Below are 21,615 nucleotides of genomic sequence, written 5' to 3'. Positions count from 1 at the left end.
TGCGCAAAATGCGTGCGACCGCTTTTTTTGGCGATGTCGCTAAATATTTGCGCGGCCCGTTCGTCTATCAGGAAGGAAAGCCGGAACGGGGCGCGCCCCGCCCGCCGCTTTCGCGTCAGATTTGCCGTTTTTCGCGTTATTGCCTGCCTTCCCTTTACCGACGTTGCCGATGACAGCCGCCCACGAGCCTTCTTCCCCGCCGTCCCTCGACGCTTCCCCCGGCCGCCCCGCGGCGCGCCTGATCCTTGCGCTGCTGCGCGAAAGCCGCGTGTCGCTCACGCTGGCGCTCACCGCGTGCGTGCTGAACGGCGTCGCGAGCGTGCTGCTCGTCGCGACGCTGAACCGCGCGCTGTCGCAACCGGGCGCCGCCGACGCCGCGCTCGCGTGGCGCTTCGCGCTGTGCGCGGTGATCGCGCTCGTCACGCGGATCGTGTCGGGCACGCTGTTCGCCCGCCTGTCGCAGGACACGATGGCGCGGCTGCGCGTGCATCTGGCGCGGCGCGTCGGCGCGGCCGAACTGCGCGACATCGAGCGGATCGGCGCGGCGCCCGTGCAGTCGGTGCTGACCGACGATGCGACCAACGTGTCGATGCTGTTCTTCGCGCTGCCGAACCTGGTCATGCACGGCTCGATCGTGTTCGGCTGCCTCGGCTATCTCGCGTGGCTGTCCTGGCCCGTGTGCGTGCTGGCGCTGGCCGCGATCGTCGCCGGCTCGCTCGGCTATCACACCGGCGACCGCCGCGCGATCGCGGCGCTCGAAGCGGCCGGCCAGGCGCAAGACCGCCTGTTCGGCTATCTCGGCTCGCTGTTCTCCGGCGCGAAGGAGCTGAAGCTGCACGATGCGCGCGCCCGCCAGTTCGTCGACGGCCAGCTCGGCGCCGCGATCGGCGAAGTGCGCGACCATCGGCGCCGCGCGTTCAGCGCGTATGCGGTCGGCGTCGGCTGGATCATCTTCCTGTTCTACGTGTTCCTCGGCATCGCGTCGTTCTGGCCGCAGCTCGGCGTGCATGCCGATCCGGCCGCGGCCGCCGGCTACGTCGTCGTGTTCCTGTTCATGCTCGTGCCGCTCGACGGCCTGCTGAACAACCTGCCGACCGTCAACGCGGCGCGCGTGTCGCTCACGCGGATCGAAGGCGTGATGGCCGAGTTCGGCGCGCTGCGCACGGTGCCGCCCGCGGCCGATGCGCCCGACGTGCCGCCGGCCGGCGCGGTCACGCTGCGCGGCGTCACGCATGCGTATTTCCACGAGCGCGACGAACGGATGTTCAGCATCGGGCCGATCGACCTGACGATCAAGCCGGGCGAACTCGTGTTCATCGTCGGCGGCAACGGCAGCGGCAAGACGACGCTCGCGAAGGTGTTGACGGGGTTGTACGAGCCGGAGCAAGGCACGATCGAGGTCGACGGCCGCACGATCGGCTGGCGCGAACGCGCGGCCTACCGGCAGCGCTTCAGCGCGGTGTTCAACGATTTCCATCTGTTCGATGCGCTGCTCGGCATCGTCGACCCCGACGATCCGTCGCGTGCGCAGGCCGATGCGCGGGCGAACGCGCTCGTCGCGAAACTCGCGCTCGACCACAAGGTGAAGGTGGTCGACGGCGCATTCTCGACGCGCGCGTTGTCGACCGGGCAGCGCAAGCGGCTCGCGCTCGTCGTCGCATACCTGGAAGATCGCCCGTTCTACCTGTTCGACGAATGGGCGGCCGACCAGGATCCGTCGTTCAAGGCCGTGTTCTACGAACAATTGCTGCCCGAGCTGCGCGCGCGCGGCAAGGCCGTGATCGTGATCACGCACGACGACCGCTATTTCGATCTCGCCGATCGTCTGCTGAAGCTCGACAACGGGCGCATCGTCAGCGACACGCAGCCGGCGCGCCTGCGCGCGCAGGATGGCGTCGATGCGCTGAGCGCGTAACACGACACCGACAGTCGATCGAAAAAATCGCCGACATGCTGCATGGGCAGTGTGTCGGCGATGGTCGTTTCAGCGGGGAATGTGGCTGACGTGTAGCGAAAGGACAGGCGGAAGCCCCGCGTCGTCAAGCCGGTCGCCACGCCCTGCCCGTCCACGCGGCCTCGTCCGCACGCTCAACGCACGGCCGGCAGCTTCAGGATCGTATCGGTCATCACGTCGGCCAGCTTCAGCGCCGACATCGGCCCGCCGAACCCCCAGATGTTGCGCTCGATCAGCGCGATCCGATGCTCGCGCAGCGCGGGCACGAAACGCCACACCGGCGAATCGAGTTTCGTCGACAACGGCACGTCCATCCCCGACGCGGTCACGAACAGCACGGCCAGGTCGCGCTGCCGCAGCAGGTCGGCCGACGTCACGTACAGCGTGCCTTCCCGCGTCGGCTTCTTCGGCCACGGATCGAGCCCGAGCGCCCGCGCGAGGCCGGCCGACGTGCTGTTGCCGGTATAGGCCCAGTAGCGGTCGGGCAAGCCGAGATCCTGCAGCAGCGCGACGCGCTCGCCGTGGCGGCCCGCGGCCGCGAGCCGCGCCGCATTGCGCGCGATGCCGGCGTCGAGTTGCGCTTCGACCGCCTGCGCGCGCGCGTCGCGCCCCGTCACCGCGCCGATCGTCCGGAAGATCTGCCGCATCCAGTCGAGCTGCGTGACGGGCACGCCGCCTTCGGACACGTTCGGGCTGAACTGGAACAGGATCGTCGGCGCGATCCGGTCGAGCGCGTCGAAGATCGGTGCATGCCGGAACCCGACGCCGATGATCAGGTCCGGCTTGACCGCCGCGATCGCCTCGAGCCCGGGCTCCTGCCGCGAGCCGATGTCGGTCACGTGCGCGAGCTGCTCGCTCCGATAACCGAGCCAACCCGGATAGAACCCGGTATCGGCCATCCCGACCGGCACGAGGTCGAGCGCGATCACGCTTTCCGCGAACATGAAGTCGAGCGCGACCACGCGCTGCGGCCGCATGGGCATCTTCGCGCTGGCCTGCGACACGACGGGATTGCCGGCCAGCGACACGGCGCCTTGCGTACCGCCGGCGCTCCCGGCCACGGAAGCTGCGGCGGCCGATGCGGAAAACGCGCCGCAGCATGCGGCGCCGAGCGCGGCCGCGAGCGTGCCAAGCACATGCCGGCGGCCGGCATGCGTCACCGGATCGCGTCCTGCTCGGCCAGCGCCGCGTCGTCCATCGTCAGTAGCAGCGGGCAGCTTCCACACAGTTGCGTTTCTCCAGGAATTTCGTAGCGCAGGCAGCACACGCGGCGCGCGCGAAACGGCGTCGGCAGCAGCGGCGAGCGCGGCACGGCATCGCGCACGGGCTGGCGCAGCGGATTCGATTCGCCGCGCACGCAGGTCGAGCCGAACAGCCAGTCCGCATCGCGGACGGGATCCGCCGCGCACGGCAGCGAACGGTACGTATCGAGCAGATAGTCGAGCAGATTGCCCGCGTTGCTCCACAGCACGCGCGGCGTGACGCGACCCATCGCCGCGAGCAGGTCGATCACCGCGCCGAGATGCGCGATGAGCCCCGCATAGCGCGGCTCAGGTTCGTCGCACGGCGCGCCGAGCGCATCGCTCGCGAAATACAGTGCGGCCGGCATCCCGTCGTCGAGCGCGACGAACGTGCGCTCGGGCGTCATGTCGAGCGGCCGGCCGAGCGTCAGCGCGGCGACGACGCCGGCCGGCGCCGCGCGGCCGAAATAGTATTTGCTCCATTGCGACATCAGCGCACGCGCATGCTGCGCCGGATCGCCGCCGTAATGGTCGACCATCGCGGCGAGCACGGCGTCGCGGTGCGCGGGCAACGCGCTGACGGGCACGACGATGCGGCCCGGCGCGTGCCCATCGTCGGGCATGCCGAGCCACACGGCGTCGAGGTGCTCGGCAAACGGTCCCGGCGCGAACGCCGAAAAACGCGTGGCGCGCGCGCCGTCGAGCGCCGGCGTCATCGCCCGGCGCGCCGGGCGCGGCGCCCCTCGAGAATCAGCAGCCCGAGCAGGTACGGCGCGCCGATCAGCGCGGTCAGCACGCCGGCCGGCACTTCGCGCGGCGCGACGACGGTGCGCGCCGCGAGATCCGCGACGCCGAGGATCAGTGCGCCGCACGCCGCCGCGAGCCACAGCCGCGTGCGATGTCGGCGCGCGCCGAGCATCGTCGCGACGTGCGGCGCCATCAGCCCGATGAAACCGACCGGCCCGACCGCCGCGACGGCCGCGCACGCGGCGAGCGTCGCGATCGTCAGCGCGAGCGGCCGCAGCGCGGCCACCGGCAGGCCGAGCGCGGCCGCCTGATCGTCGCCGAGCGCGAGCATGTCGAGCGGTTTCGCGAGCCACGCGAACACCGGCACCGCGAGCACGCACCACGGCAGCAGCATCGACACCTCGCCCCAGCTGCGGCCGTACGTACCGCCGACGAGCCATACGACGAAGCGCGCGGGCTGCACGCTTTCCTGCGTGATCAGCCATTGCGCGAGCGTGGTCCACAGCGCGCCGATCACGATGCCGGTCAGCGCGACCGCGAGCGGCGCGTAGCGATGCCGGTGATTCAGCGCGAGCGTGATCGCGAGCGACAGCCCGCCGCCGATCAGCGCGGCGGCGGCCAGCGTCACGTGGCCCATCAGCGGCCACGTCGACAATGCGAACAGCGTGACGAGCCCCGCGCCCTGCGTGACGCCGAGCACTTCCGGGCCCGCGAGCGGATTGCGCACGACGCTCTGCATCGCGACGCCGCTGACCGCCAGCAACGCGCCGGCGAGCAGCGCGCACAGCAAGCGCGGCAGGCGCAGGTCGATCAGCATCCGCGCGAGCGCATCGTGACCGGACAGCGCGGCCGACCAGCGCGCGGGCGACAGCCATTCGGGGCCGGCCGACACGCCGACAAAAACCACGAGCAGGCCCGCCACGACGAACAGCACGGTGCGCAACGGCCAGCCGAGCCGTTCGAGCCAGCCGACGAGCCGCGTCGAGCCGCCGCCCGCCGCACGTTCGGCATCCGCGTGCAGCACGCCCGACCACGCGGCGCCGCGCCGGATCATCGCGAGCATCAGCGGCGTGCCGACCAGCGCGATCGCGACGCCGGTCGACAGCGTCGCGTCGAGGCCCGATGCGAGCACCGCGCTATCGGTGACGAGCACGAGCGCGCCCCCGGCGAGCGCCGACAGCGACACCAGCACGCCGAGCCGCGCCGCGCGCGCGCCGCGCACCTGGCGCAGCAGGTTCGGCGCGACGAGGCCGACGTACGACAGCGGGCCCGCGATGCTGACCGCCACGCTCGTGAACGCGACCGCGACGATCGTCGCGACAAGCCGCGTCGCATCGACGCGCACGCCGGCCGCGGCCGCCGCATCGTCGCCGAGCGTGAGCGGATTCAGCGGCCGGATCACGAACGGCAGCGCGACCAGCGGCACGACGAGCCAGCGCGCGGCGAGCGCGAGGCCCGCCGCGCCCGGCTGGTACAGGCTGCCGTTGGTCCACAGCGCGGCGCCCGCGATGTTTTGCTCGAAGAACGCGAGCACGAGCGTCGACAGCGCGGCGAACAGCAGCATGCACACGCTGCCCGCGAGTACGAGCCGCAACGGCGTCGCGCGCCAGCCGCCCGCCGCGACGATCGCGCACGCGGCAGCCGCGAGCCCGCACACGAACAGCAGCGGCACCGACGCGACGCCCGCCAGCGCCGGCACCAGCATCGCCGCGAGCAGGCCGAGCTGGGCGCCGCCCGTCACGCCGAGCAGGTCGGGCGACGCGAGCGGATTGCGCGTGAGCGACTGGAACAGTGCGCCGGCGATGCCGAGGCAGCCGCCCGCGACGAGCGCGGCCGCGACGCGCGGCAGATTGAGGTCGAACAGGAATACGTGCGCGAGCGACGCGGCATCGCTGCCGGGCGCCGCGTCCCACCACACGCGCAGATCGGGGGCGATCCGCAGCGCCGCGAGCAGCGCGATCAGCGCGACGAGACCGAACGCGATCGCGCCGGCCCGGCCCTTCGCCGCGCTCTTGCCCGTCGCCGCGAGGCGCTTGCGCATCGCGAACGTCGTCATACGGCGAGATCCCGGTCGAAGACGCCGGCCGCCTGCGGCGCGCCGTCGGTCGACGGCCCGTAGGCCGGCACGCACATCGGCGCGCCCGTCTGCGGATGCGCGAGCTTCAGCATCTCGACGCCGAACGCCGCGCGCAGCCGCGCCGGCTCGAGCATCGCGTCGGGCGTGCCCTGCGCGACGAGACGGCCCGCGCGCATCAGCACGATCTCGTCGCTGTACGCGGCCGCCTGGTTCAGGTCGTGCAACACCCAGACGATCGTCAGCCCGCGCGCGCGGTTCAGCGCACGCAGCGCATCGAGGATGTCGAGCTGGTGATGAATGTCGAGATACGTCGTCGGTTCGTCGAGCAGCACGATCGGCGCCTGCTGCGCGAGCGCCATCGCGATCCACGCGCGCTGGCGTTCGCCGCCCGACAGCGCGCCGACGTCGCGCTCCGCATCGTTCACAAGGCCGCTCGTGTCGAGCGCCTCGTCGATCGCCGCATGATCGGCGCGCGACAGGCCGCGCAGGAAGCCGCCGTACGCATAGCGCCCGTACGCGACGAGTTCGCGCACCGTGAGGCCCGACGGAATCTGGTTGAACTGCGCGAGCATCGTCAGCTCGCGCGCGAGCGCGCGACGGCGAAACGATGCGAGCGGCTTGCCGTTGACTTCAACGTGGCCGGCACGCGCGGGCTGCAGGCCCGCGAGCGTGCGCAGCAGCGTGCTCTTGCCGCAGCCGTTCGGTCCGCACAGCGCGGTTACGCGACCGGCCGCGATCGACAGGTCCAGCCCGTCGATCACGACATGGTCGCGATATCCCACCGACAGCCCGCGCGCGGCAAGCGCGGCGGTACTACGCGTCATCAATCCTCCGTTCGGTCGCGCGGGACCGTGTAACTCTGCGCCATCGCGACGACGACCTTGCGCGGCCCCTCGAACGGGTCGCGCGCATGCGCGGTCAGCATGTTGTCGAGCATCAGCACGTCGCCGGTGCGCCACGGGAACACGATGCGCTGCTGGTCGAGCACGCCGCGGATCTGCGCGAGCGCGTCGGCCTCGAGCGGTTCGCCGTCGCCGTAATACACGTTGCGCGGCACGTTCTCGAGCCCGACCGCGTCGACGAGCGCTTCCTGCATGTCGTCGTCGAGCGCCGACAGGTGAAACAGGTTCGCCTGGTTGAACCATACGCGGTCCCCCGTGCGCGGATGGCGCGCGACGGCCTGGCAACGCTCGCGCGTGCGCAGCAGCAGTTCGCCGTCGTCGTCGGTGCGCCACGCGCACTCGATGCCGCGCGCCGCGCACATCCGCTCGACCTCGGCCGGCTCGTCGGTGCCGAACGACTGCTGCCACGGCAGATCGAGACCCTGCCCGAAATTGCGCACGTACAGCAGCTCGCGCTTCTCGAAGCGCGCGACGAGCGCCGGATCGAGCGCGCGGTAAACGGCGCGGCTGTCCGCGATCGGCGTCGCGCCGCCCTTCGGCGCGGCGAGCGCGCAGTGGAACCAGATCCGCAGCGGCCATTCGCGCGTGTACGACTGCTCGTTGTGCAGCGGAATCGCGCGGTGCGGCGGGTATTCGGTCGACGTGTAGACCGCGCCTTCGACCTGGCTGCGCGGCGTCGACGCGTATTCATAGCCGATCAGCGGATCGCCGAACGAGGCCGCGAATTGCTGGAACGTGTCGATCGACGGCACGCGAAAGCCCGTGAACAGCACGCCGCCCGCCCGTTCGAGCGTGTCGACCGCGATCTCGCGCGCGAGCGGCGCGACGTCGTCGATCGACATCCCGTCGTTGCCGCGCGGCGACACGACGGTGGGCAGTCCCGGCTCGATACGCAGGTCGTCGAGCGTCGGCAACGAAAGCAGGGTCATGCAACGTCCTCTTCAGGTGACGCGCCGCACGTGCGGCGCAACGGGTCACGACGCGCGCGTCGCGCGCTCGCCGTCCATCGCGCGGCGCAGGCTCGCGGGACGCATGTCGGTCCAGACGGTTTCGATGTGCGCGAGACAGTCGGCCTTCGGGCCGCTCACGCCGATCTCGCGCCAGCCGGCGGGCACGGGCCGGAACGTCGGCCAGATCGAATACTGTTCTTCGTCGTTGATGACGACCGTATAGACGAGATCGTCGGTGTCGGCGGAAGGCGTCGGGGCTTGCGTCATGATCGGAAATCGCTGGGCGGTTGAAGGAAGCGAAGCGGCGAATTCGGCCGCTCCTGTCTGATAGACGGTTGGCCGGCGCGTTTTTTTACCGCCGCCGTGCGCGGCCGCCCAGGAACACCGGGCAGGCGACGCCGCGATGGCATGCGTCGAGGCATTCCGCGCAGTGGCGCTCCGCGTCGCGCACCATGAAATGCACGAGCGTCTGCGACACGTTCAGCGCGCGCGCCGCGGTCTGCAGCGTCTCCTCGCGCAGCCGCACCATCTCGAATGCCGCCCGGCTGCGCGCCGGCAGGTCGTCGAGCGCGGCGCACACGCGCCGCAGCGTATCGCGCGTCATCAACGCGGCTTCCGGCGTCGGCTCGGGCGACGGCACGTCGTAGCCGTCGTCCTCTTCGGTGTGATAGACGTTTTCGAGGCTTTGCCGGCGGCACGCGTCGATCGATGCGTTGCGCACCATCCGCGTCACGTACGCGACCGGCTGGCGCACCGCGTCCTGATTGGGGAACTCGACGAGTTTCACGAACACGTCGTGCACGATGTCCTCCGCGCGGCTCGCGCAGCCGACGAAGCCGCGCGCGACGTTGACGAGCATCGCGCGATGCGAGATCAGCACATCGAGCAGCGCGCCCTGCGCACGCGGCTCGGACGCCCGGCGCGCACGCGGCGCGGCGCGCGGCGGCAGGTCCGGATAACTGCCGAGGAACGGGTTTGCCGCTGCCGCTACCGGTCGGTCGAGCACTTCCGCCATCGCCATCGATCTGCTCCGTCAAATTCCGAGATAAGGGAATTTAACGTAAACGCAAATCATTCTCAATCCGATTACGAGATAACCCTTTAGGTTAGTGGGATTTGTCTGAACAATTGCCGGAATGCCTGCTTCGGCGGACAGGACGAACGCGACGGGTCTACGAAGCACGGCAAGCTTTCCGGGCCGAAGGAAGTTGCCCGGTGACCGAAACGACCGAGATGCACGACGCGGCCGCGCCCACCGCCGTCAGTAGATGAACAACCGGATCGTCGCCGTCGCATCGAACCGCCCGATCTTCGGCGGCCCGAACGACTTCAGCACCGCGTCCATCAGCACGCTCTGATTCATTACGTTGGACGCGAACTGAGCCAGCGTGAACTGCTGGTTGAACGGAATGGCCTTGCCCTGGCTATCCTCGATGCCGATCCCGAAATTGCTGTCCTGCGCCGGCACCAGCAAACCGTTCTGGACCGGAAAACTCGTTTCGAAATACCCGTCCACCCGCACCGCGACGTTGCATTTCTTGGTCAGCGACAACGAGAACCGCTTGCGGGGCACCGCCGGCATGAAGCCGTTACCCGCCGCCTGCACCTGCCCGAAATTGACGATGCCCGGTTCGGGCGTCACGAGGACGTCGACGAAGCACGGTGTCGGCTTGAGGTTGCGCAGGCCGCTCAGCCGGTACTGGAAGCTCGTGCCGAACGCATTCAGCCCGAACTCGCCGTCGAACTGGAACACCGTGTAGATATCGCTCGGCGGCTGGATCCAGTTGCCCTTCTTGCGCACGACGACCTGGTAGTCGATGCTGATGTTCGTGCGCTGGCAACGCCCGCGGTCGAAGTCGTACCGGGTGCACGGCGGCACCGAATACCCGGTAAACACCCCGCCGCCGCGATTGCTGGTCTTGTCGAAATAATCGACGCCCTTGTAGCGGATGCCGATCTCGAGTCCCCATGCGGCAGGGTCCGTACGATTCGGATTCGCGTAGAAGTAGATGTTGTCGACGACCTTCAGGCTGCCGGCGTCCCCCAGGTCCTTGTAGCAATACCCCGACGTCGTGCGCACCGGCGACACCCAGATCACGTAGCCGTCCGGCGCGTCGGTCGGATACGACGCCACGCCGCCGATCGGCTCGGTCAACGACGTCGCGCCGCTGTTCGTCAGGCAGCGCAGCGCCCACGCCGGCTGCACGGCCGCGATCAGCAGCGCGAGGACGACCCAGCGCAGCCATGCCGCCGGCGCCGCCCGATGACGCATGCCCGCGCTCATTGCTTCACGCTCTTGCACACACCGGCGTCGCACGCATACTCGACCGCCACCTGGCCGCCGTAATCGTCGATATGCGTGACGAACAGCGTCGCCGGCGTCGCGGCCTTGAACGGCACGTCGGCCGTGCTCATCGGGCTCACCATCACCGGCTCGATCGGCACCGGCGTCTTCTGCGCGCCCGCGCTCACGTCGACCACCGTCACGTGGTACGGCGTCGGGTTGTCGAACACCAGCTTGTGCGCGGCCGCCTCCACCCGCAGCGTCATCGGCAGCGTCCAGTCCTCGTCGCGCGCGGGCTGCACGGCCTTCGGCCGGTAGAACAGCTTCATCTGCGTATGCAGCGCGATCTGCAGCGTGTTCGGCGTATCGGTCTTCGGCGGCACTTCGCGGATGTTCAGGTAGAACACCGTTTCGCGATCGGCCGGCAACTCGGTGCCCGGCAGCTTCGCGATCCGCAGCACGTTGCGCTCGTTCGCCTCGATGCGCTGCAGCGGCGGCACGACCATCAGCGGCGATGTGGTCTTGTTGCCCTTCGCGTCCTCGAGCCACGACTGCACGAGATACGGATATGTCGCGCTCTTGTTGGTGATCGTCACGATCGCGGCCTGCTCGCCTTCGTTGAAGATCACGCGCGTGCGATCGGGCACGATCGCCGCCTGCGCGGCGCCAGCCAGCATCGCGCCGACGGTCGCGAACGCGCACAGCGCGCGCCGCGGGAAAGAAAGGGAGAAAGCGTTCTTCATCGCTGGATCCATGAAAATCATCGTTCGACCCGCGCGGCCGCCGCATGCGACTCGCCCGGTGTCCGGCACGTCACCGGAATCGGCGTGCCTTCGAGTTGGAGCTGATTCGGCAGCGCGTCGATCGTGCACAGCGTGCGTTCGCCCGCCCGCACCGCCAGCGCGGATTTCGGCTGAACCTGGGTCAGGAACGCCGCGCCGCCCTCGCCGACGATGCCGAGCTCCTTGCCGTTCGCCGCGTCCTGCACCGACGCGCCGAACGGCAGCGCGTGGCCGGCCGCGTCGGTCAGCGTCAGGTACAGGTTGCTGCCGCGCGCGGCGGAGAACTTCACGAAGCCGATCGCGCCGTCGGTCAGCACCATGCGCTGGATCGGGTTCGTCACCTGCACTTCGAGCGGCAGCTTCTCGACGTTCACGGTCGCGTCGTACACGTTGTAAGGCGAGATGCCGTCGAGGACCGCGTAGCCGCGCGAATCGGTGTGCGTGAGCGTGCCGGACAGCGGCACGTCGGGCACGCCGTCGGTCGACACCAGCAGCCGCGTATCGCCCGCGTTGCCGTTCGCGTGCGCGGACACGCCGTACTGCGTCGCGACGAACGAGCCGTCGACTTCGAGCGACGCGGCCGCATACGCATTGGCGAGCGTCGATGCCTGCGCGGTGAGCTGGTACGCCGACGTGCGCTGCCGGAAGCTCGCGTTCGCCGACGCGCGGCCGTCGGTCTCGCCCGCATTGACCTGATAGGTGCGGCCGGCCGGATCGTCGTAGATGTAGCCCGCGTTCACGCTGGTGCTGCCGTTGCCCGTCGTCAGGTTCGACGTGACGGTGTGGCGGCCGCCGATCGGCAGCGTCGCGGTGACCGAGAACTGGTTGCCGCTCGCGCCGGCGCTTTGCGTGCGGAATGCCGACACGCTGACGTTCAGGTTGCGCAGCGTGCCGATCGAGAATGCACGCGTGAGCGTCAGGCCGACGCGCTGCTCGGACGCGCGCGCCCAGTAGGTCGTCTGGTCGTACGAGAAATAGGTCGACGTGTCGCCGAAGCGCTTCGACAGCGTCGCCGAATAGCGCTGCTTGCTGTTGGCGAGGCCGTACGCGGTCGGGTCGCCGGAGAACTGCGCGAAGCTGGTGTACTCGCGCTCGGAGAAGCGGTAGCCGAAGAAGCGCACGTCCGCATCGAGCCCGTCGAAGTGCTTCGAATAGTTGATCCGATACGAGTTGCCGTTGCGTGTCGCGCCGTTCCACCACAAGCGCGCCCGCGCATGCGTGACGTCGGCCGACACCGCGCCGAACGCGCCGAAATCGCGGCCGACGCCGAGCGCGATCGACGTATAGCCCGACGCGGCGATGAAGCCGCCATAGGCGGTGACGTCGAACGGCAGGCCGTACGCGATTTCGCCGAAGCCGAAGAACGGCGTGATGCCGGCGCCGCCGAACAGCCGCGGCTTGCCGACCGCGGCCTTGTAGCGCAACTGGCCGGTGCGCGCGAGGAACGGCACGGCGGCCGTCGTCACCTGGAAGCGCTGCACGCTGCCGTCCTCTTCCTCGACCGCGACGTCGAGCGTGCCCTGCACGCTCGTGTTGATGTTCTGCAGCGCAAATGCGCCCGGCGACACGCGCGTCACGTACAGCACGCGGCCGGCCTGCGACACGGTCACGGTCGCGTTGGTGCGCGCGACGCCCGAGATCAGCGGCGCATAGCCGCGCAGCGACGGCGGCAGCATGCGGTCGTCACTGCGGATCGACGCACCCGTCAGCGCGAACGTGTCGAAAATGTCGGAGGTCAGGTAGTCGTCGCCGAACGTCACCGTCGACTGGATCGACGGCAGCGCGCGAAACGCATAAAGCCGGCTGAAGCGGAACGTGCGGTCCGCGTACGCGGTGTTGCCCACGTTCGATTGCGCCTGGTAGTCGCCGCGAAAACGCCACGCATCCCAGTTCGCGCCGACCGTCCCGTACGCCTGGATCGCATTCGTCTGCCCGCCGCCCGCACCGAAGTTGCGGTTCGTGTTCGCGATCACGCGATAGTCGAGCATCGCGCCGGGAATCCCTTCGGACCAGTGCTCCGGCGGCAGGTAGGTCGAATCGGTGAATTCGAGCGCCGCCTGCGGAATCGTGATCTTGAGCCGCCCGTCGCTTTTCAGGTAACGCACGGTCGCCCCTTCGATCGCGGCCAGGTCGACGCAGCTACCGCCCCGGAAGCGCGGCAGGTCCTTGACCAGCGACGGCTTCAGGCCGAACCGCGCGACGAGCTCCGGCCGCAGGCACGGCTTGCCCGCGCCCGTCGCATCGACCGCCACGAATTCGATCGGCTGCAATCCGAGGTACAGGTCGTTGACCTGCACGTCGAGCATGTACTCGCCGGGCAGCGTGAAGTCGGCCTGTGAGAACTGCGACAGGTCGACGTTGCGCGTTCCGTCGATGTCGAGGAACGACGAATTGAATTCCGTCGCCTGGCTCTGGCTGCCGACGACCAGCACGGAGACGCAAAGGAAGGAATGTCTGATTCGCACGCGGTGCTACCGGGAGTCCGAGGAGAAGGAAAACGAGAGGAAGGACGAAGGAGGAAGGGATGCACGCATCCCTCCTCCGGTACGGATGCTTACTGGTAGCGGACCGTGAAGTTCGCGACGCCGTCGGCGGTACCCGGCGTCACGCCGGCTGCCGTCGCTTCGTACATCGCCGCGAAGCGCGCGATGTTCGTGCCGTTCTGCAGCAGCGTCGGCGCCTTCTGCTCGGCGCCGTTGTCGAGGTATTCGCCCGACGCGGCCTGCAGGCGGATGCCGACGTTGGTTGCCGAACCGATCGTGGCGAGCAGCTTCGGCTGGCCCGCGCTCGACGTGCCCGTGAACGTGAAGTACGCGTTCTTCGCGACGCTGGTGTCGCAATCGGTCAGCTTGATGTCGAAGTTGGTCGGCGTGGACTTGTCGCCGGCTTGCTTGAACACGTTGGTCGGCACCTTGCCGAGGTTCACGGTCTGGTTGACCGAGCCCGAGTCGATGCCGCATGCGCCCGCGACGATCTCGCCCGTGAAGTTGATCGTGCCGGTGCCCGCTGCGAAGGCCGAGGTGGACAGGGCTGCGAGTGCGACAGCGCTCAGGATGGATTTTTTCATGAGGTTTCCCGTAAGGAGTGCAAATGGAATGGACGACGTGGCGGACACAAACGACAGCGCGTGGTGGCTCCCGTCCGACACGAGGCGGCATTATCGAGATAACCACGAAAGATGTCTGTAAATCATTGTCAAATGCATCTGACAATGTTCGATTTACCCCTCTAAAACCCCATTATTTCCCCTCCATTTTCAATCCCGGATTTTTTATCCGCAGTCCTTTTTTATTTTCCGGAACCGATTGAAGATTAAGGGAATTTCTTGCCGATAATCATCGACGCCGCGCACTTCCTTACTGGCGCTGGCTTGAGCAGGACCGCCACTCAAAGGACAAAACATTGTCCAACACCGCCATCGTTGTCCGATTACAACGCTAATATCTAATCATTTTCAACTGACAGGAAATTAACGATGGCATTCCATCAATATGGATTTATCGCGCAAACGATTGCGCAAGAATACAAACGTTTTACCGCGACACTTTGCCGCCACCATTAATTCCGATATGTTGATTAATCCATTCGTCAATTGCCGATCTTGAATCGCATGCATGCGCGGCCGCTGGAACGCGGCTCGCTTGCCGGATTGGACGAGATGAAAAAGGAAAGAACGCGGCACACGTTTGCGCCGGGGAGCGGCACGACCGGTCGCCGGATGCGGGTGGCAGGGAAGCAACCGCTCTGCCCTGCCGGGAGATGAAAAGGAGGCGCGGAACAGCGCCAGGAAGCGCCGATGCCGCGCGGCGAAACGACGGGCATCACGCGCTGTCGAAGCAGCGGCCGCACGTTGAATCGTACGGCCGCCGTCATGTCGCCCGACACGCTGCCGCGTCAGGCGACGCGTCGCACGTCACGCGGAAGCCGCGGCCTCCGCCGTTGCCGGCGCCCAGCCGCCGCCGAGCGCGCGATACAGCGCGATCGCGTTCGCGAGCCTGAGCTGCCTGAGCCGGATCAGCTCCTGCCCCGACTCGTACGTGCTGCGCTGCGCGTCGAGCAGCTCGAGATAGGTCGCGACGCCGCCCGCATAGCGGCGCTCCGCGAGCCTCAGCCGTGCGCCGTCCGCCGCATATACGTCCTGCTGCGCGGCAAGCTGCCGGTCGATCCAGTCGCGCGCGGCGAACGCATCGGCCACTTCGCGAAACGCGGTCTGCACCGCCTTCTCGTATTCGGCGACCGCGATGTCCTTGCGCGCGTGCGCGACGTCGAGGTTCGCGCGATTGCGACCGCCCGCGAAGATCGGCAGCGTGATGCGCGGCGCGAACGTCCACACGCTGGTGCCGGCCGCGAACAGGCTCGAGAACGCGTCGCTCACCGAGCCGTAGTCGGTCGTCAGCGCGACGCGCGGGAAGAACGCCGCGCGCGCCGCGCCGATGTTCGCGTTCGCGGCCTTCAGCCGCGCCTCGGCCTGCCGGATGTCTGGCCGCCGTTCGAGCAGTTCGCTCGGCGCGCCCGGCGCCACGGGCGCGATCGACAGCGTGTCGAGCGCGGTCGCGTCGTCGGGCACGTTGCGCGCGAAGTCGCCCGCCAGCAGTTGCAGCGCCCGTACGGCCTGCGCATGCTCGCGCTGCAGCGCGGCCTGCGATGCGCGCGCGGACGCCACCAGCATCTCGGCCGAACGCAGCTCGATCGCGTCGCTCGTGCCGGCGGCATAGCGGCGTTGCGTGAGCGCGGCCACCCGTTCGCGGGCTTCGAGCGTGCGCTCAGCGAGCGCCAGTTGCTCGTGCAACGATCGTTCGGAAACGTACGCGCCCGCCACCTCGGCGATCACACCGATACGGACCGTGCGCTGCGCGTCGGCAGTCGCGAAATACTCGGCGAGCGCCGCGTCGGACAGGTTGCGCACCCGGCCGAACAGATCGAGCTCGTATGCGCTGACGCCGACGCCCGCACGATACAGCCCGCTGATCGCGCTTTCGCGCACGACCGGGTCGTACTGGCGCGCGCGTTCGTAGCCGAGATTCGCGTCGACCGACGGCATCCGGTCCGCGCGCTGCACGCCGTACAGCGCGCGCGCTTCCTCGAGCCGGCCGGCCGCGATCCGCAGGTCGCGATTGTTCGCGAGCGCCGCGTCGATCCACGCCTGCAGCGCCGGATCGGTGAAATACGCATGCCAGTCGTCGAGCAGCGCGGCATCCCGTGCCGCGCTCGGTAGGGCCGCCGGCGCCGTACTGCCGTCGACCGGCGCATAGGACGCCGGCACCGGCGCCGCCGGGCGCTCGTAACGCGGCGCGAGCGAGCACCCGGCGAGCGCGAGCGCGGCGGCCAGCGCGACCGGCGCCCGCCGCGCGGCGCGTGCATTCAGCGCGAACATCATGGTTGCGAACCCTCCATCGTCGTCGGCTGCGCACCGCCGCGCCGGCGCGGGCCGACGTCGAACAGGCGGCCGACGATCACGAAAAACAGCGGGACGAGGAACACCGCGAGCACGGTCGCCGTGATCACGCCGCCGAGCACGCCGGTGCCGATCGCCGTCTGCGCGCCGGACGCGGCGCCCGACGCGAACGCGAGCGGCAGCACGCCGACGCCGAACGCGAGCGACGTCATCACGATCGGCCGCAGCCGCAGGCGCGCGGCCTCGAGCGCCGCGTCGACGAGCGACATGCGCTGCGCGACGAGATCCTTCGCGACTTCGACGATCAGGATCGCGTTCTTCGCGGACAGCCCGATCGTCGCGATCAGCCCCACCTTGAAATAGATGTCGTTCGGCATCATCCGCAGCGTCACGCCGAGCACCGCGCCGATCACGCCGAGCGGCACGACCAGCATCACCGCGAACGGAATCGACCAGCTCTCGTAGAGCGCCGCGAGCGCGAGGAACACGACGAGCACCGACAGCGCGAACAGCATCGGCGCCTGCGCGCCCGACAGCCGCTCCTCGAACGACTGCCCCGACCACGCATGGCCGATGCCGGCCGGCAGCTTCGCGGCGATCCGCTCGATCGCGGCCATCGCGTCGCCGCTGCTGTGGCCGGCCGCGGCCGAGCCGTTGATCGTGAACGACGGATAGCCGTTGTAGCGCGTGAGCTGCGGCGGCCCCATCGTCCAGTGCAGCGTCGTGAACGCCGCGAGCGGCACCATCTCGCCGCGCGCGTTGCGCACGCGCAGCTTCTTCACGTCGTCCGGATCGAGCCGGTGCCGCCCGTCGGCCTGCACCATCACGCGTCGCACCTGCGTGCCGTGCATGAAGTCGCCGATATAGTCGGAGCCGAACATCACCGCGAGCGTCGTGTTGATCTCGTCCATCGACACGCCGAGCGCGGACGCCTTCGCGCGATCGATGTCGAGCTTCAGTTGCGGCGCGTCCTGCGTGCCCGCGAACATCAGGTCGGTGAGCGCGCGATCCTTGCCGCCCGCCGCGAGCAGTTGCTCGCGCGCGGCGCTGAACGTCGCGTAGTCGAGCCCGCCGCGGTTCTGCAGCCGGAAGTCGAAGCCGCTCGACGAGCCGAGATCGGGCAGCGCCGGCGAGTTCATCGCGAAGACCGTCGTGTTCGGCGTGCCCGCGAAGCGCTCGTTGATGCGCGCGACGATCGACTGCACGTGATCGCGCACGGCCTGGCGCTCCTTCCAGTTCTTCAGCGTGACGAAGATCATCCCGCCGTTCGGCCCTTCGCCGTACAGGTTGAAGCCGCCGAGCGCATACGTATAGGCGGTCGGCTCGTCGCGGCGGATCGCCGACTCGACCGCGCGCACGCTCTGCATCGTTTCCGCGAGCGGCGTGCCTTGCGGGCGGATCACCATCACCATGAAGTTGCCCTGGTCCTCGTCCGGCAGGAATGCGGTCGGCAACTGCGTGAGCATCAGCACCGCGGCCGCGGTCAGCGCGCCGTACACGACGAGCCAGCGCAGCGGCTTCTTCAGCATCGTGCCGACCCGCGTCGCATAGCGCTGCGTCGCGCGCGCGACGAAGCGGTTGAACCCGCCGAAGAAGCCGCGCTTCTCGTGATGGTCGCCGGCCACCGGCTTGAGCAGCGTCGCGCACAGCGCGGGTGTCAGCGACAGCGCGAGGAAGGCCGAGAAGCCGATCGACACCGCGAGCGACAGCGCGAACTGCCGGTAGATGTTGCCCACCGCACCGCCGAAGAACGCCATCGGCACGAACACCGACGTCAGCACCACGGTGATCCCGACGATCGCGCCGCTGATCTGCTGCATCGCCTTGACGGTCGCGTCGTACGGCGCGAGCCCCTCCTCGACCATCAGCCGCTCGACGTTCTCGACGACGACGATCGCGTCGTCGACGAGGATGCCGATCGCGAGCACCATCCCGAACATCGTCAGCACGTTGATCGAGAAGCCGGCCGCATACATCACGCCGAACGTGCCCGCGAGCGCGACCGGCACGACGAGCGTCGGGATCAGCGTCGCGCGCAGGTTCTGCATGAACAGGAACATCACGAGGAACACCAGCACGCCGGCCTCGATCAGCGTCGTGACGACCTTGTTCATCGACACGCGCACGAACGACGACGTCTCGTACGGAATCTGGTATTTCACGCCCGGCGGGAAGTATCGGGACAGCTCGTCCATCGTCGCGCGCACGCGCTTCTCGGTGGACACCGCGTTCGAGCCCGGCGCGAGCTTGATGCCCATCCCGGTCGCGACCTTGCCGTTCACGTACGACGGATAGTTGTAGTCGTTGCCGCCGAATTCGACGCGCGCGACGTCGCGCAGGAACAGCGCGGCGCCGTCGGCCCGCGCGCGCAGCGCGATCGCGCCGAAATCGGCTGGCGTCTTCAGCGGCGCGTCCGCGAACACGGTCGCCGCGATCGGCGCGCTGTCCGGCACCGCGCTGCGGCCGATGTCGCCGATCGTCACGCGCGCGTTGTGCGCGCGCACGGCCGACGCGATGTCCGACGCGGTGAGCCCGTGCCCGGCCAGCTTCACCGGGTCGGGCCAGATCCGCATCGCATATTCGGCGCCCCAGAACTGCACCTTGCCGACGCCCTCGACGCGGCGCAGCGCCTGCACGACGTTCGCCGACGCGTATTCGCCGAGCTGCACGTCGGTCATCCGGCCGTCGTCGGACGTCAGCGACACGACGAGCTGGATATTATCGGCGGCCTTCTCGACCTGGATGCCGTCGCGGCGCACGGGCTCGGGCAGGCGCGCGTCGACCGTCTTCAGCCGGTTCTGCACTTCGACGGCCGCGAGATCGGCGTTCACGCCCTGCTTGAACGTCAGGTACAGCGACGCCGCGCCGGCGCTGCTCGTCGCGGACGTATACAGCAGCCCCGGCGCGCCGTTCATCTCGCGCTCGATCAGCGCGGTCACCGATTCCTCGACGACCTGCGCGGACGCGCCCGGGTACGTCGCATAAATGCTGACGACGGGCGGCGCGATGTCCGGGTACTGCGCGACGGGCAGCGCGCGAATCGCGAACAGGCCGCCCAGCATGATGAAGATCGCGATCACCCATGCGAAGACGGGGCGATCGATGAAGAAACGTGCCATGTTGGTTTGAACCGGTCAGGTTTGACGGGCGGCCGCCTGCGAAGCGGCCGCTGCCGGCGCGGCCTTCGACGGCGGCGCCTTTTCGACGGGCTGGACGGCCGTATCGGGCGCGAACTGCGCGACGTCGTCGACGATCACGCGCTCGCCGCCCGCGAGGCCGCGCGTGATGCGCCAGTCATGGCCGCTCATCTGGTCGGCCGTGACCTCGACGTCCTTGACCTTGCCGTTCGCGCCGACGACACGCACCGACGTACGGTCGGCCGTGCGCAGCAGCGCGTCGCGCGGCACGAGGATCGCGCGCCGGTCGACCGCCGTGTCGAGCGCGATCCGCACATACGCGCCCGGCAGCAGTTCGCGCTCCGGATTCGGGAACAGCGCGCGCATCGCGACGGTGTCGGTGGTCGGGTCGACCGCGAGATCGCTGAACAGCAGCTTGCCCTTCAGCGGATATGCGGTGCCGTCGGCGCGCAGCAGCGTCACCGCGACATCGTGCTGCGCGATGCCCGTTGCGCGCCCGCTCTTCACCGCGCGACGCAATGCGTCGACGTCGGCGGCCGGCTGCGAGAAGTTCACGTAGATCGGATCGAGCTGCTCGACGGTCGTGAGCGGCGTCGCCTGGTCCTGGCCGACGAGCGCGCCCTCGGTCACGAGCGCGCGCCGTGCGCGGCCCGCGATCGGCGCGGTGACGGTCGCGTAGTCCAGCTGCAGTTGCGCGCGCGCGAGTTCGGCCTTCGCGGACGCGACCTCGGCCTTCGCCTGCGTATCGGCCGCGACGGCTTCGGTGTGGTCCCGCTCGCTCACCGCGCGATCGCGCACGAGATCGTCGTAACGACGGCGCTTGTCGGTCGCCGCGAGCGCGGCGGCCTGCGCCTTCGCGAGCGCACCCTGCGCGGCGTCGCGCGCGGCCTTCAGCGGCGCGGGATCGATGCGGAACAGCACCGCGCCCTGCTTCACCTCCTGGCCTTCCTCGTAGGTGCGCGCGGTGACGATGCCCGCGACCCGTGCGCGGACTTCCGCCTGCCGGTACTCATCGAGCCGGCCCGGCAGTTCGACCGTCATCGGCACGGCCGTCGGGCGCACCGTCACGACGGTGGCCTGCTTCGCGGTCTCCGGCGCGGCGTCCTTGTCGCCCTTTCCGCATCCGGCCACGGCCAGCAGCGCCGCGAGCGCGAACGGCGCCAGCCGCAGGCGGCGCCACAGGGTGCGTTTGTTATTCATGTTCTGACCTCGGATCGTTCGCCGCCGATACAATGCGGCGGCTCAGGGTGGCCGATTATAATCAGTCACGACTGATTAAATACATCCGCTTTCCATCCGGCTGACGCACTGTCTCAATAAAACGACAGCGAACTGTAAGGAATTTCACGACATGGCCCGCAAGACCCGGGAAGAATCGCTCGCCATCAAGCACCGGATCCTCGACGCCGCCGAGCTCGTGCTGCTCGAAAGAGGCGTCGCGCAAACCGCGATGGCGGACCTCGCCGAGGCCGCCGGGATGTCGCGGGGCGCCGTCTACGGCCACTACCGCAACAAGATGGAAGTGTGTCTGGCGATGTGCGACCGCGCGTTCGCGCGCACGTCCGAGGGGTTCGACGCGGGCGACGGCCTGCCGCCGCTCGCTACATTGCGGCGCGCCGCGTCGCACTACTTGCAGGAATGCGGCGAGCCGGGCCCGATGCAGCGCGTGCTCGTGATCCTCTATACGAAATGCGAGCAGAGCGAGGAAAACGGCGCGCTGCAGCGGCGCCGCATGCTGCTCGAGCTGCAGATGCTGCGGATCACCAAGGCGCTGCTGCGTCGCGCGATCGCGGCCGGCGAAGTGGCCGCCGATCTCGACGTGCATCTGGCCGCCGTCTACCTCGTGTCGCTGCTCGAAGGCGTGTTCGCGTCGATGATCTGGACCAACCGGCTGCGCGGCAACCTATGGAACGACGCCGAGGCGATGCTCGACGCCGGTTTCGACGCCGTGCGCACGTCCGCCGCCCTGCGCAGACGCGCGCAAAAATTGCCGGACTAACGGAAATCGTCGTAACAAATGCTGATTTAACCCGATTTACCGCAGTGCGAAACGAGTGAGCCGACCCTCTTTAAAATTTTTAACGTTTCGCGGAACATCGGTAGACTGACGCTGTCATCTTTCTTTAGCGTCTTCGTGATAACCGGG

General features: G+C 68.7%; 17 protein-coding genes. 3 read left to right on the top strand and 14 right to left on the bottom strand.

What is annotated here, in order from left to right; translation table 11 throughout:
* Window positions 1-169 precede the first annotated feature (169 nt).
* Entirely contained in the window at window positions 170-1,915 is a 1,746-nt protein-coding gene (locus tag KR541_RS08245; protein WP_050012612.1) for a cyclic peptide export ABC transporter, read from the top strand.
* Window positions 1,916-2,088: 173 nt separating this feature from the next.
* Here KR541_RS08245 and KR541_RS08240 read toward each other — a convergent pair whose 3' ends face one another.
* The 11 genes from KR541_RS08240 to KR541_RS08190 all read right to left on the bottom strand — a co-directional run bounded on the left by KR541_RS08240 (window position 2,089) and on the right by KR541_RS08190 (window position 14,004).
* Complete coding sequence (locus KR541_RS08240; protein WP_216089490.1) at window positions 2,089-3,114, bottom strand: ABC transporter substrate-binding protein; 1,026 nt, start codon at window positions 3,112-3,114, stop codon at window positions 2,089-2,091.
* The gene (gene fhuF, locus KR541_RS08235) at window positions 3,111-3,911 is read right to left on the bottom strand and encodes a siderophore-iron reductase FhuF (protein WP_050012610.1); all 801 of its coding nucleotides are present in this window, start codon (window positions 3,909-3,911) and stop codon (window positions 3,111-3,113) included. The genes KR541_RS08240 and fhuF overlap by 4 nt, the downstream gene beginning before the upstream one ends.
* Window positions 3,908-5,998, bottom strand: a complete 2,091-nt coding sequence (gene fhuB / locus KR541_RS08230) for a Fe(3+)-hydroxamate ABC transporter permease FhuB (RefSeq protein ID WP_216089489.1) — start codon at window positions 5,996-5,998, stop codon at window positions 3,908-3,910. Before fhuB ends, fhuF begins: the two co-directional genes overlap by 4 nt.
* Entirely contained in the window at window positions 5,995-6,843 is an 849-nt protein-coding gene (locus KR541_RS08225; protein WP_050012608.1) for an ABC transporter ATP-binding protein, read from the bottom strand. Before KR541_RS08225 ends, fhuB begins: the two co-directional genes overlap by 4 nt.
* Window positions 6,843-7,850: a TauD/TfdA family dioxygenase gene (locus KR541_RS08220; protein WP_050012607.1), complete on the bottom strand. Its 1,008-nt coding sequence runs from the start codon at window positions 7,848-7,850 to the stop codon at window positions 6,843-6,845. Before KR541_RS08220 ends, KR541_RS08225 begins: the two co-directional genes overlap by 1 nt.
* A gap of 45 nt (window positions 7,851-7,895) precedes the next feature.
* Window positions 7,896-8,138, bottom strand: coding sequence for an MbtH family protein (locus KR541_RS08215; RefSeq protein WP_050012606.1), 243 nt, complete (start codon window positions 8,136-8,138; stop codon window positions 7,896-7,898).
* An 85-nt stretch (window positions 8,139-8,223) separates the two neighbouring features.
* Window positions 8,224-8,892, bottom strand: a complete 669-nt coding sequence (locus tag KR541_RS08210) for an RNA polymerase factor sigma-70 (RefSeq protein WP_216089488.1) — start codon at window positions 8,890-8,892, stop codon at window positions 8,224-8,226.
* A gap of 240 nt (window positions 8,893-9,132) precedes the next feature.
* Entirely contained in the window at window positions 9,133-10,155 is a 1,023-nt protein-coding gene (locus tag KR541_RS08205; RefSeq protein ID WP_050012604.1) for a fimbrial protein, read from the bottom strand.
* Window positions 10,152-10,898: a fimbrial biogenesis chaperone gene (locus KR541_RS08200; protein WP_050012603.1), complete on the bottom strand. Its 747-nt coding sequence runs from the start codon at window positions 10,896-10,898 to the stop codon at window positions 10,152-10,154. The genes KR541_RS08205 and KR541_RS08200 overlap by 4 nt, the downstream gene beginning before the upstream one ends.
* A 17-nt stretch (window positions 10,899-10,915) precedes the next feature.
* Window positions 10,916-13,402: a fimbria/pilus outer membrane usher protein gene (locus KR541_RS08195; RefSeq protein WP_482830288.1), complete on the bottom strand. Its 2,487-nt coding sequence runs from the start codon at window positions 13,400-13,402 to the stop codon at window positions 10,916-10,918.
* Between the two features lie 89 nt (window positions 13,403-13,491).
* Window positions 13,492-14,004, bottom strand: a complete 513-nt coding sequence (locus tag KR541_RS08190; protein ID WP_050012601.1) for a fimbrial protein — start codon at window positions 14,002-14,004, stop codon at window positions 13,492-13,494.
* A gap of 23 nt (window positions 14,005-14,027) precedes the next feature.
* Between KR541_RS08190 and KR541_RS08185 the strand changes: the two genes are divergently transcribed.
* Complete coding sequence (locus tag KR541_RS08185; protein ID WP_124630392.1) at window positions 14,028-14,246, top strand: hypothetical protein; 219 nt, start codon at window positions 14,028-14,030, stop codon at window positions 14,244-14,246.
* Between the two features lie 604 nt (window positions 14,247-14,850).
* On the opposite strand, the gene KR541_RS08180 is transcribed toward KR541_RS08185, so the two are convergent.
* Genes KR541_RS08180 through KR541_RS08170 form a run of 3 tightly spaced genes read right to left on the bottom strand, consistent with a single transcriptional unit; the run spans window position 14,851 to window position 20,669 of the window.
* Window positions 14,851-16,311, bottom strand: a complete 1,461-nt coding sequence (locus tag KR541_RS08180) for an efflux transporter outer membrane subunit (protein WP_050012690.1) — start codon at window positions 16,309-16,311, stop codon at window positions 14,851-14,853.
* Window positions 16,311-19,451 (bottom strand): multidrug efflux RND transporter permease subunit, encoded by a 3,141-nt coding sequence (locus KR541_RS08175; protein WP_216089487.1) that lies wholly within the window; start codon window positions 19,449-19,451, stop codon window positions 16,311-16,313. Before KR541_RS08175 ends, KR541_RS08180 begins: the two co-directional genes overlap by 1 nt.
* A 15-nt stretch (window positions 19,452-19,466) precedes the next feature.
* The gene (locus tag KR541_RS08170) at window positions 19,467-20,669 is read right to left on the bottom strand and encodes a MexX/AxyX family multidrug efflux RND transporter periplasmic adaptor subunit (RefSeq protein ID WP_216089486.1); all 1,203 of its coding nucleotides are present in this window, start codon (window positions 20,667-20,669) and stop codon (window positions 19,467-19,469) included.
* A 151-nt stretch (window positions 20,670-20,820) separates the two neighbouring features.
* Between KR541_RS08170 and KR541_RS08165 the strand changes: the two genes are divergently transcribed.
* The gene (locus KR541_RS08165; protein WP_050012598.1) at window positions 20,821-21,468 is read left to right on the top strand and encodes a TetR family transcriptional regulator; all 648 of its coding nucleotides are present in this window, start codon (window positions 20,821-20,823) and stop codon (window positions 21,466-21,468) included.
* The last annotated feature ends 147 nt before the right edge of the window (window positions 21,469-21,615 follow it).

Origin of the sequence: Burkholderia sola, from assembly GCF_905400185.1 — a bacterium.
Lineage (GTDB): Bacteria > Pseudomonadota > Gammaproteobacteria > Burkholderiales > Burkholderiaceae > Burkholderia > Burkholderia sola.
The sequence above is the reverse complement of the archived record's forward strand: the minus strand, read 5'-3'. Positions and strand labels throughout refer to the sequence as shown.

Excerpts from the sequence above, each read along its gene's own strand:
- KR541_RS08245 (WP_050012612.1), top strand. The coding sequence starts at position 170 with ATGACAGCCGCCCACGAGCCTTCTTCCCCGCCGTCCCTCGACGCTTCC.
- fhuF (WP_050012610.1), bottom strand. The coding sequence starts at position 3,911 with ATGACGCCGGCGCTCGACGGCGCGCGCGCCACGCGTTTTTCGGCGTTC.
- fhuB (WP_216089489.1), bottom strand. The coding sequence starts at position 5,998 with ATGACGACGTTCGCGATGCGCAAGCGCCTCGCGGCGACGGGCAAGAGC.
- KR541_RS08225 (WP_050012608.1), bottom strand. The coding sequence starts at position 6,843 with ATGACGCGTAGTACCGCCGCGCTTGCCGCGCGCGGGCTGTCGGTGGGA.
- KR541_RS08220 (WP_050012607.1), bottom strand. The coding sequence starts at position 7,850 with ATGACCCTGCTTTCGTTGCCGACGCTCGACGACCTGCGTATCGAGCCG.
- KR541_RS08215 (WP_050012606.1), bottom strand. The coding sequence starts at position 8,138 with ATGACGCAAGCCCCGACGCCTTCCGCCGACACCGACGATCTCGTCTAT.
- KR541_RS08210 (WP_216089488.1), bottom strand. The coding sequence starts at position 8,892 with ATGGCGATGGCGGAAGTGCTCGACCGACCGGTAGCGGCAGCGGCAAAC.
- KR541_RS08205 (WP_050012604.1), bottom strand. The coding sequence starts at position 10,155 with ATGAGCGCGGGCATGCGTCATCGGGCGGCGCCGGCGGCATGGCTGCGC.
- KR541_RS08200 (WP_050012603.1), bottom strand. The coding sequence starts at position 10,898 with ATGAAGAACGCTTTCTCCCTTTCTTTCCCGCGGCGCGCGCTGTGCGCG.
- KR541_RS08190 (WP_050012601.1), bottom strand. The coding sequence starts at position 14,004 with ATGAAAAAATCCATCCTGAGCGCTGTCGCACTCGCAGCCCTGTCCACC.
- KR541_RS08185 (WP_124630392.1), top strand. The coding sequence starts at position 14,028 with ATGGAATGGACGACGTGGCGGACACAAACGACAGCGCGTGGTGGCTCC.
- KR541_RS08180 (WP_050012690.1), bottom strand. The coding sequence starts at position 16,311 with ATGTTCGCGCTGAATGCACGCGCCGCGCGGCGGGCGCCGGTCGCGCTG.
- KR541_RS08175 (WP_216089487.1), bottom strand. The coding sequence starts at position 19,451 with ATGGCACGTTTCTTCATCGATCGCCCCGTCTTCGCATGGGTGATCGCG.
- KR541_RS08170 (WP_216089486.1), bottom strand. The coding sequence starts at position 20,669 with ATGAATAACAAACGCACCCTGTGGCGCCGCCTGCGGCTGGCGCCGTTC.
- KR541_RS08165 (WP_050012598.1), top strand. The coding sequence starts at position 20,821 with ATGGCCCGCAAGACCCGGGAAGAATCGCTCGCCATCAAGCACCGGATC.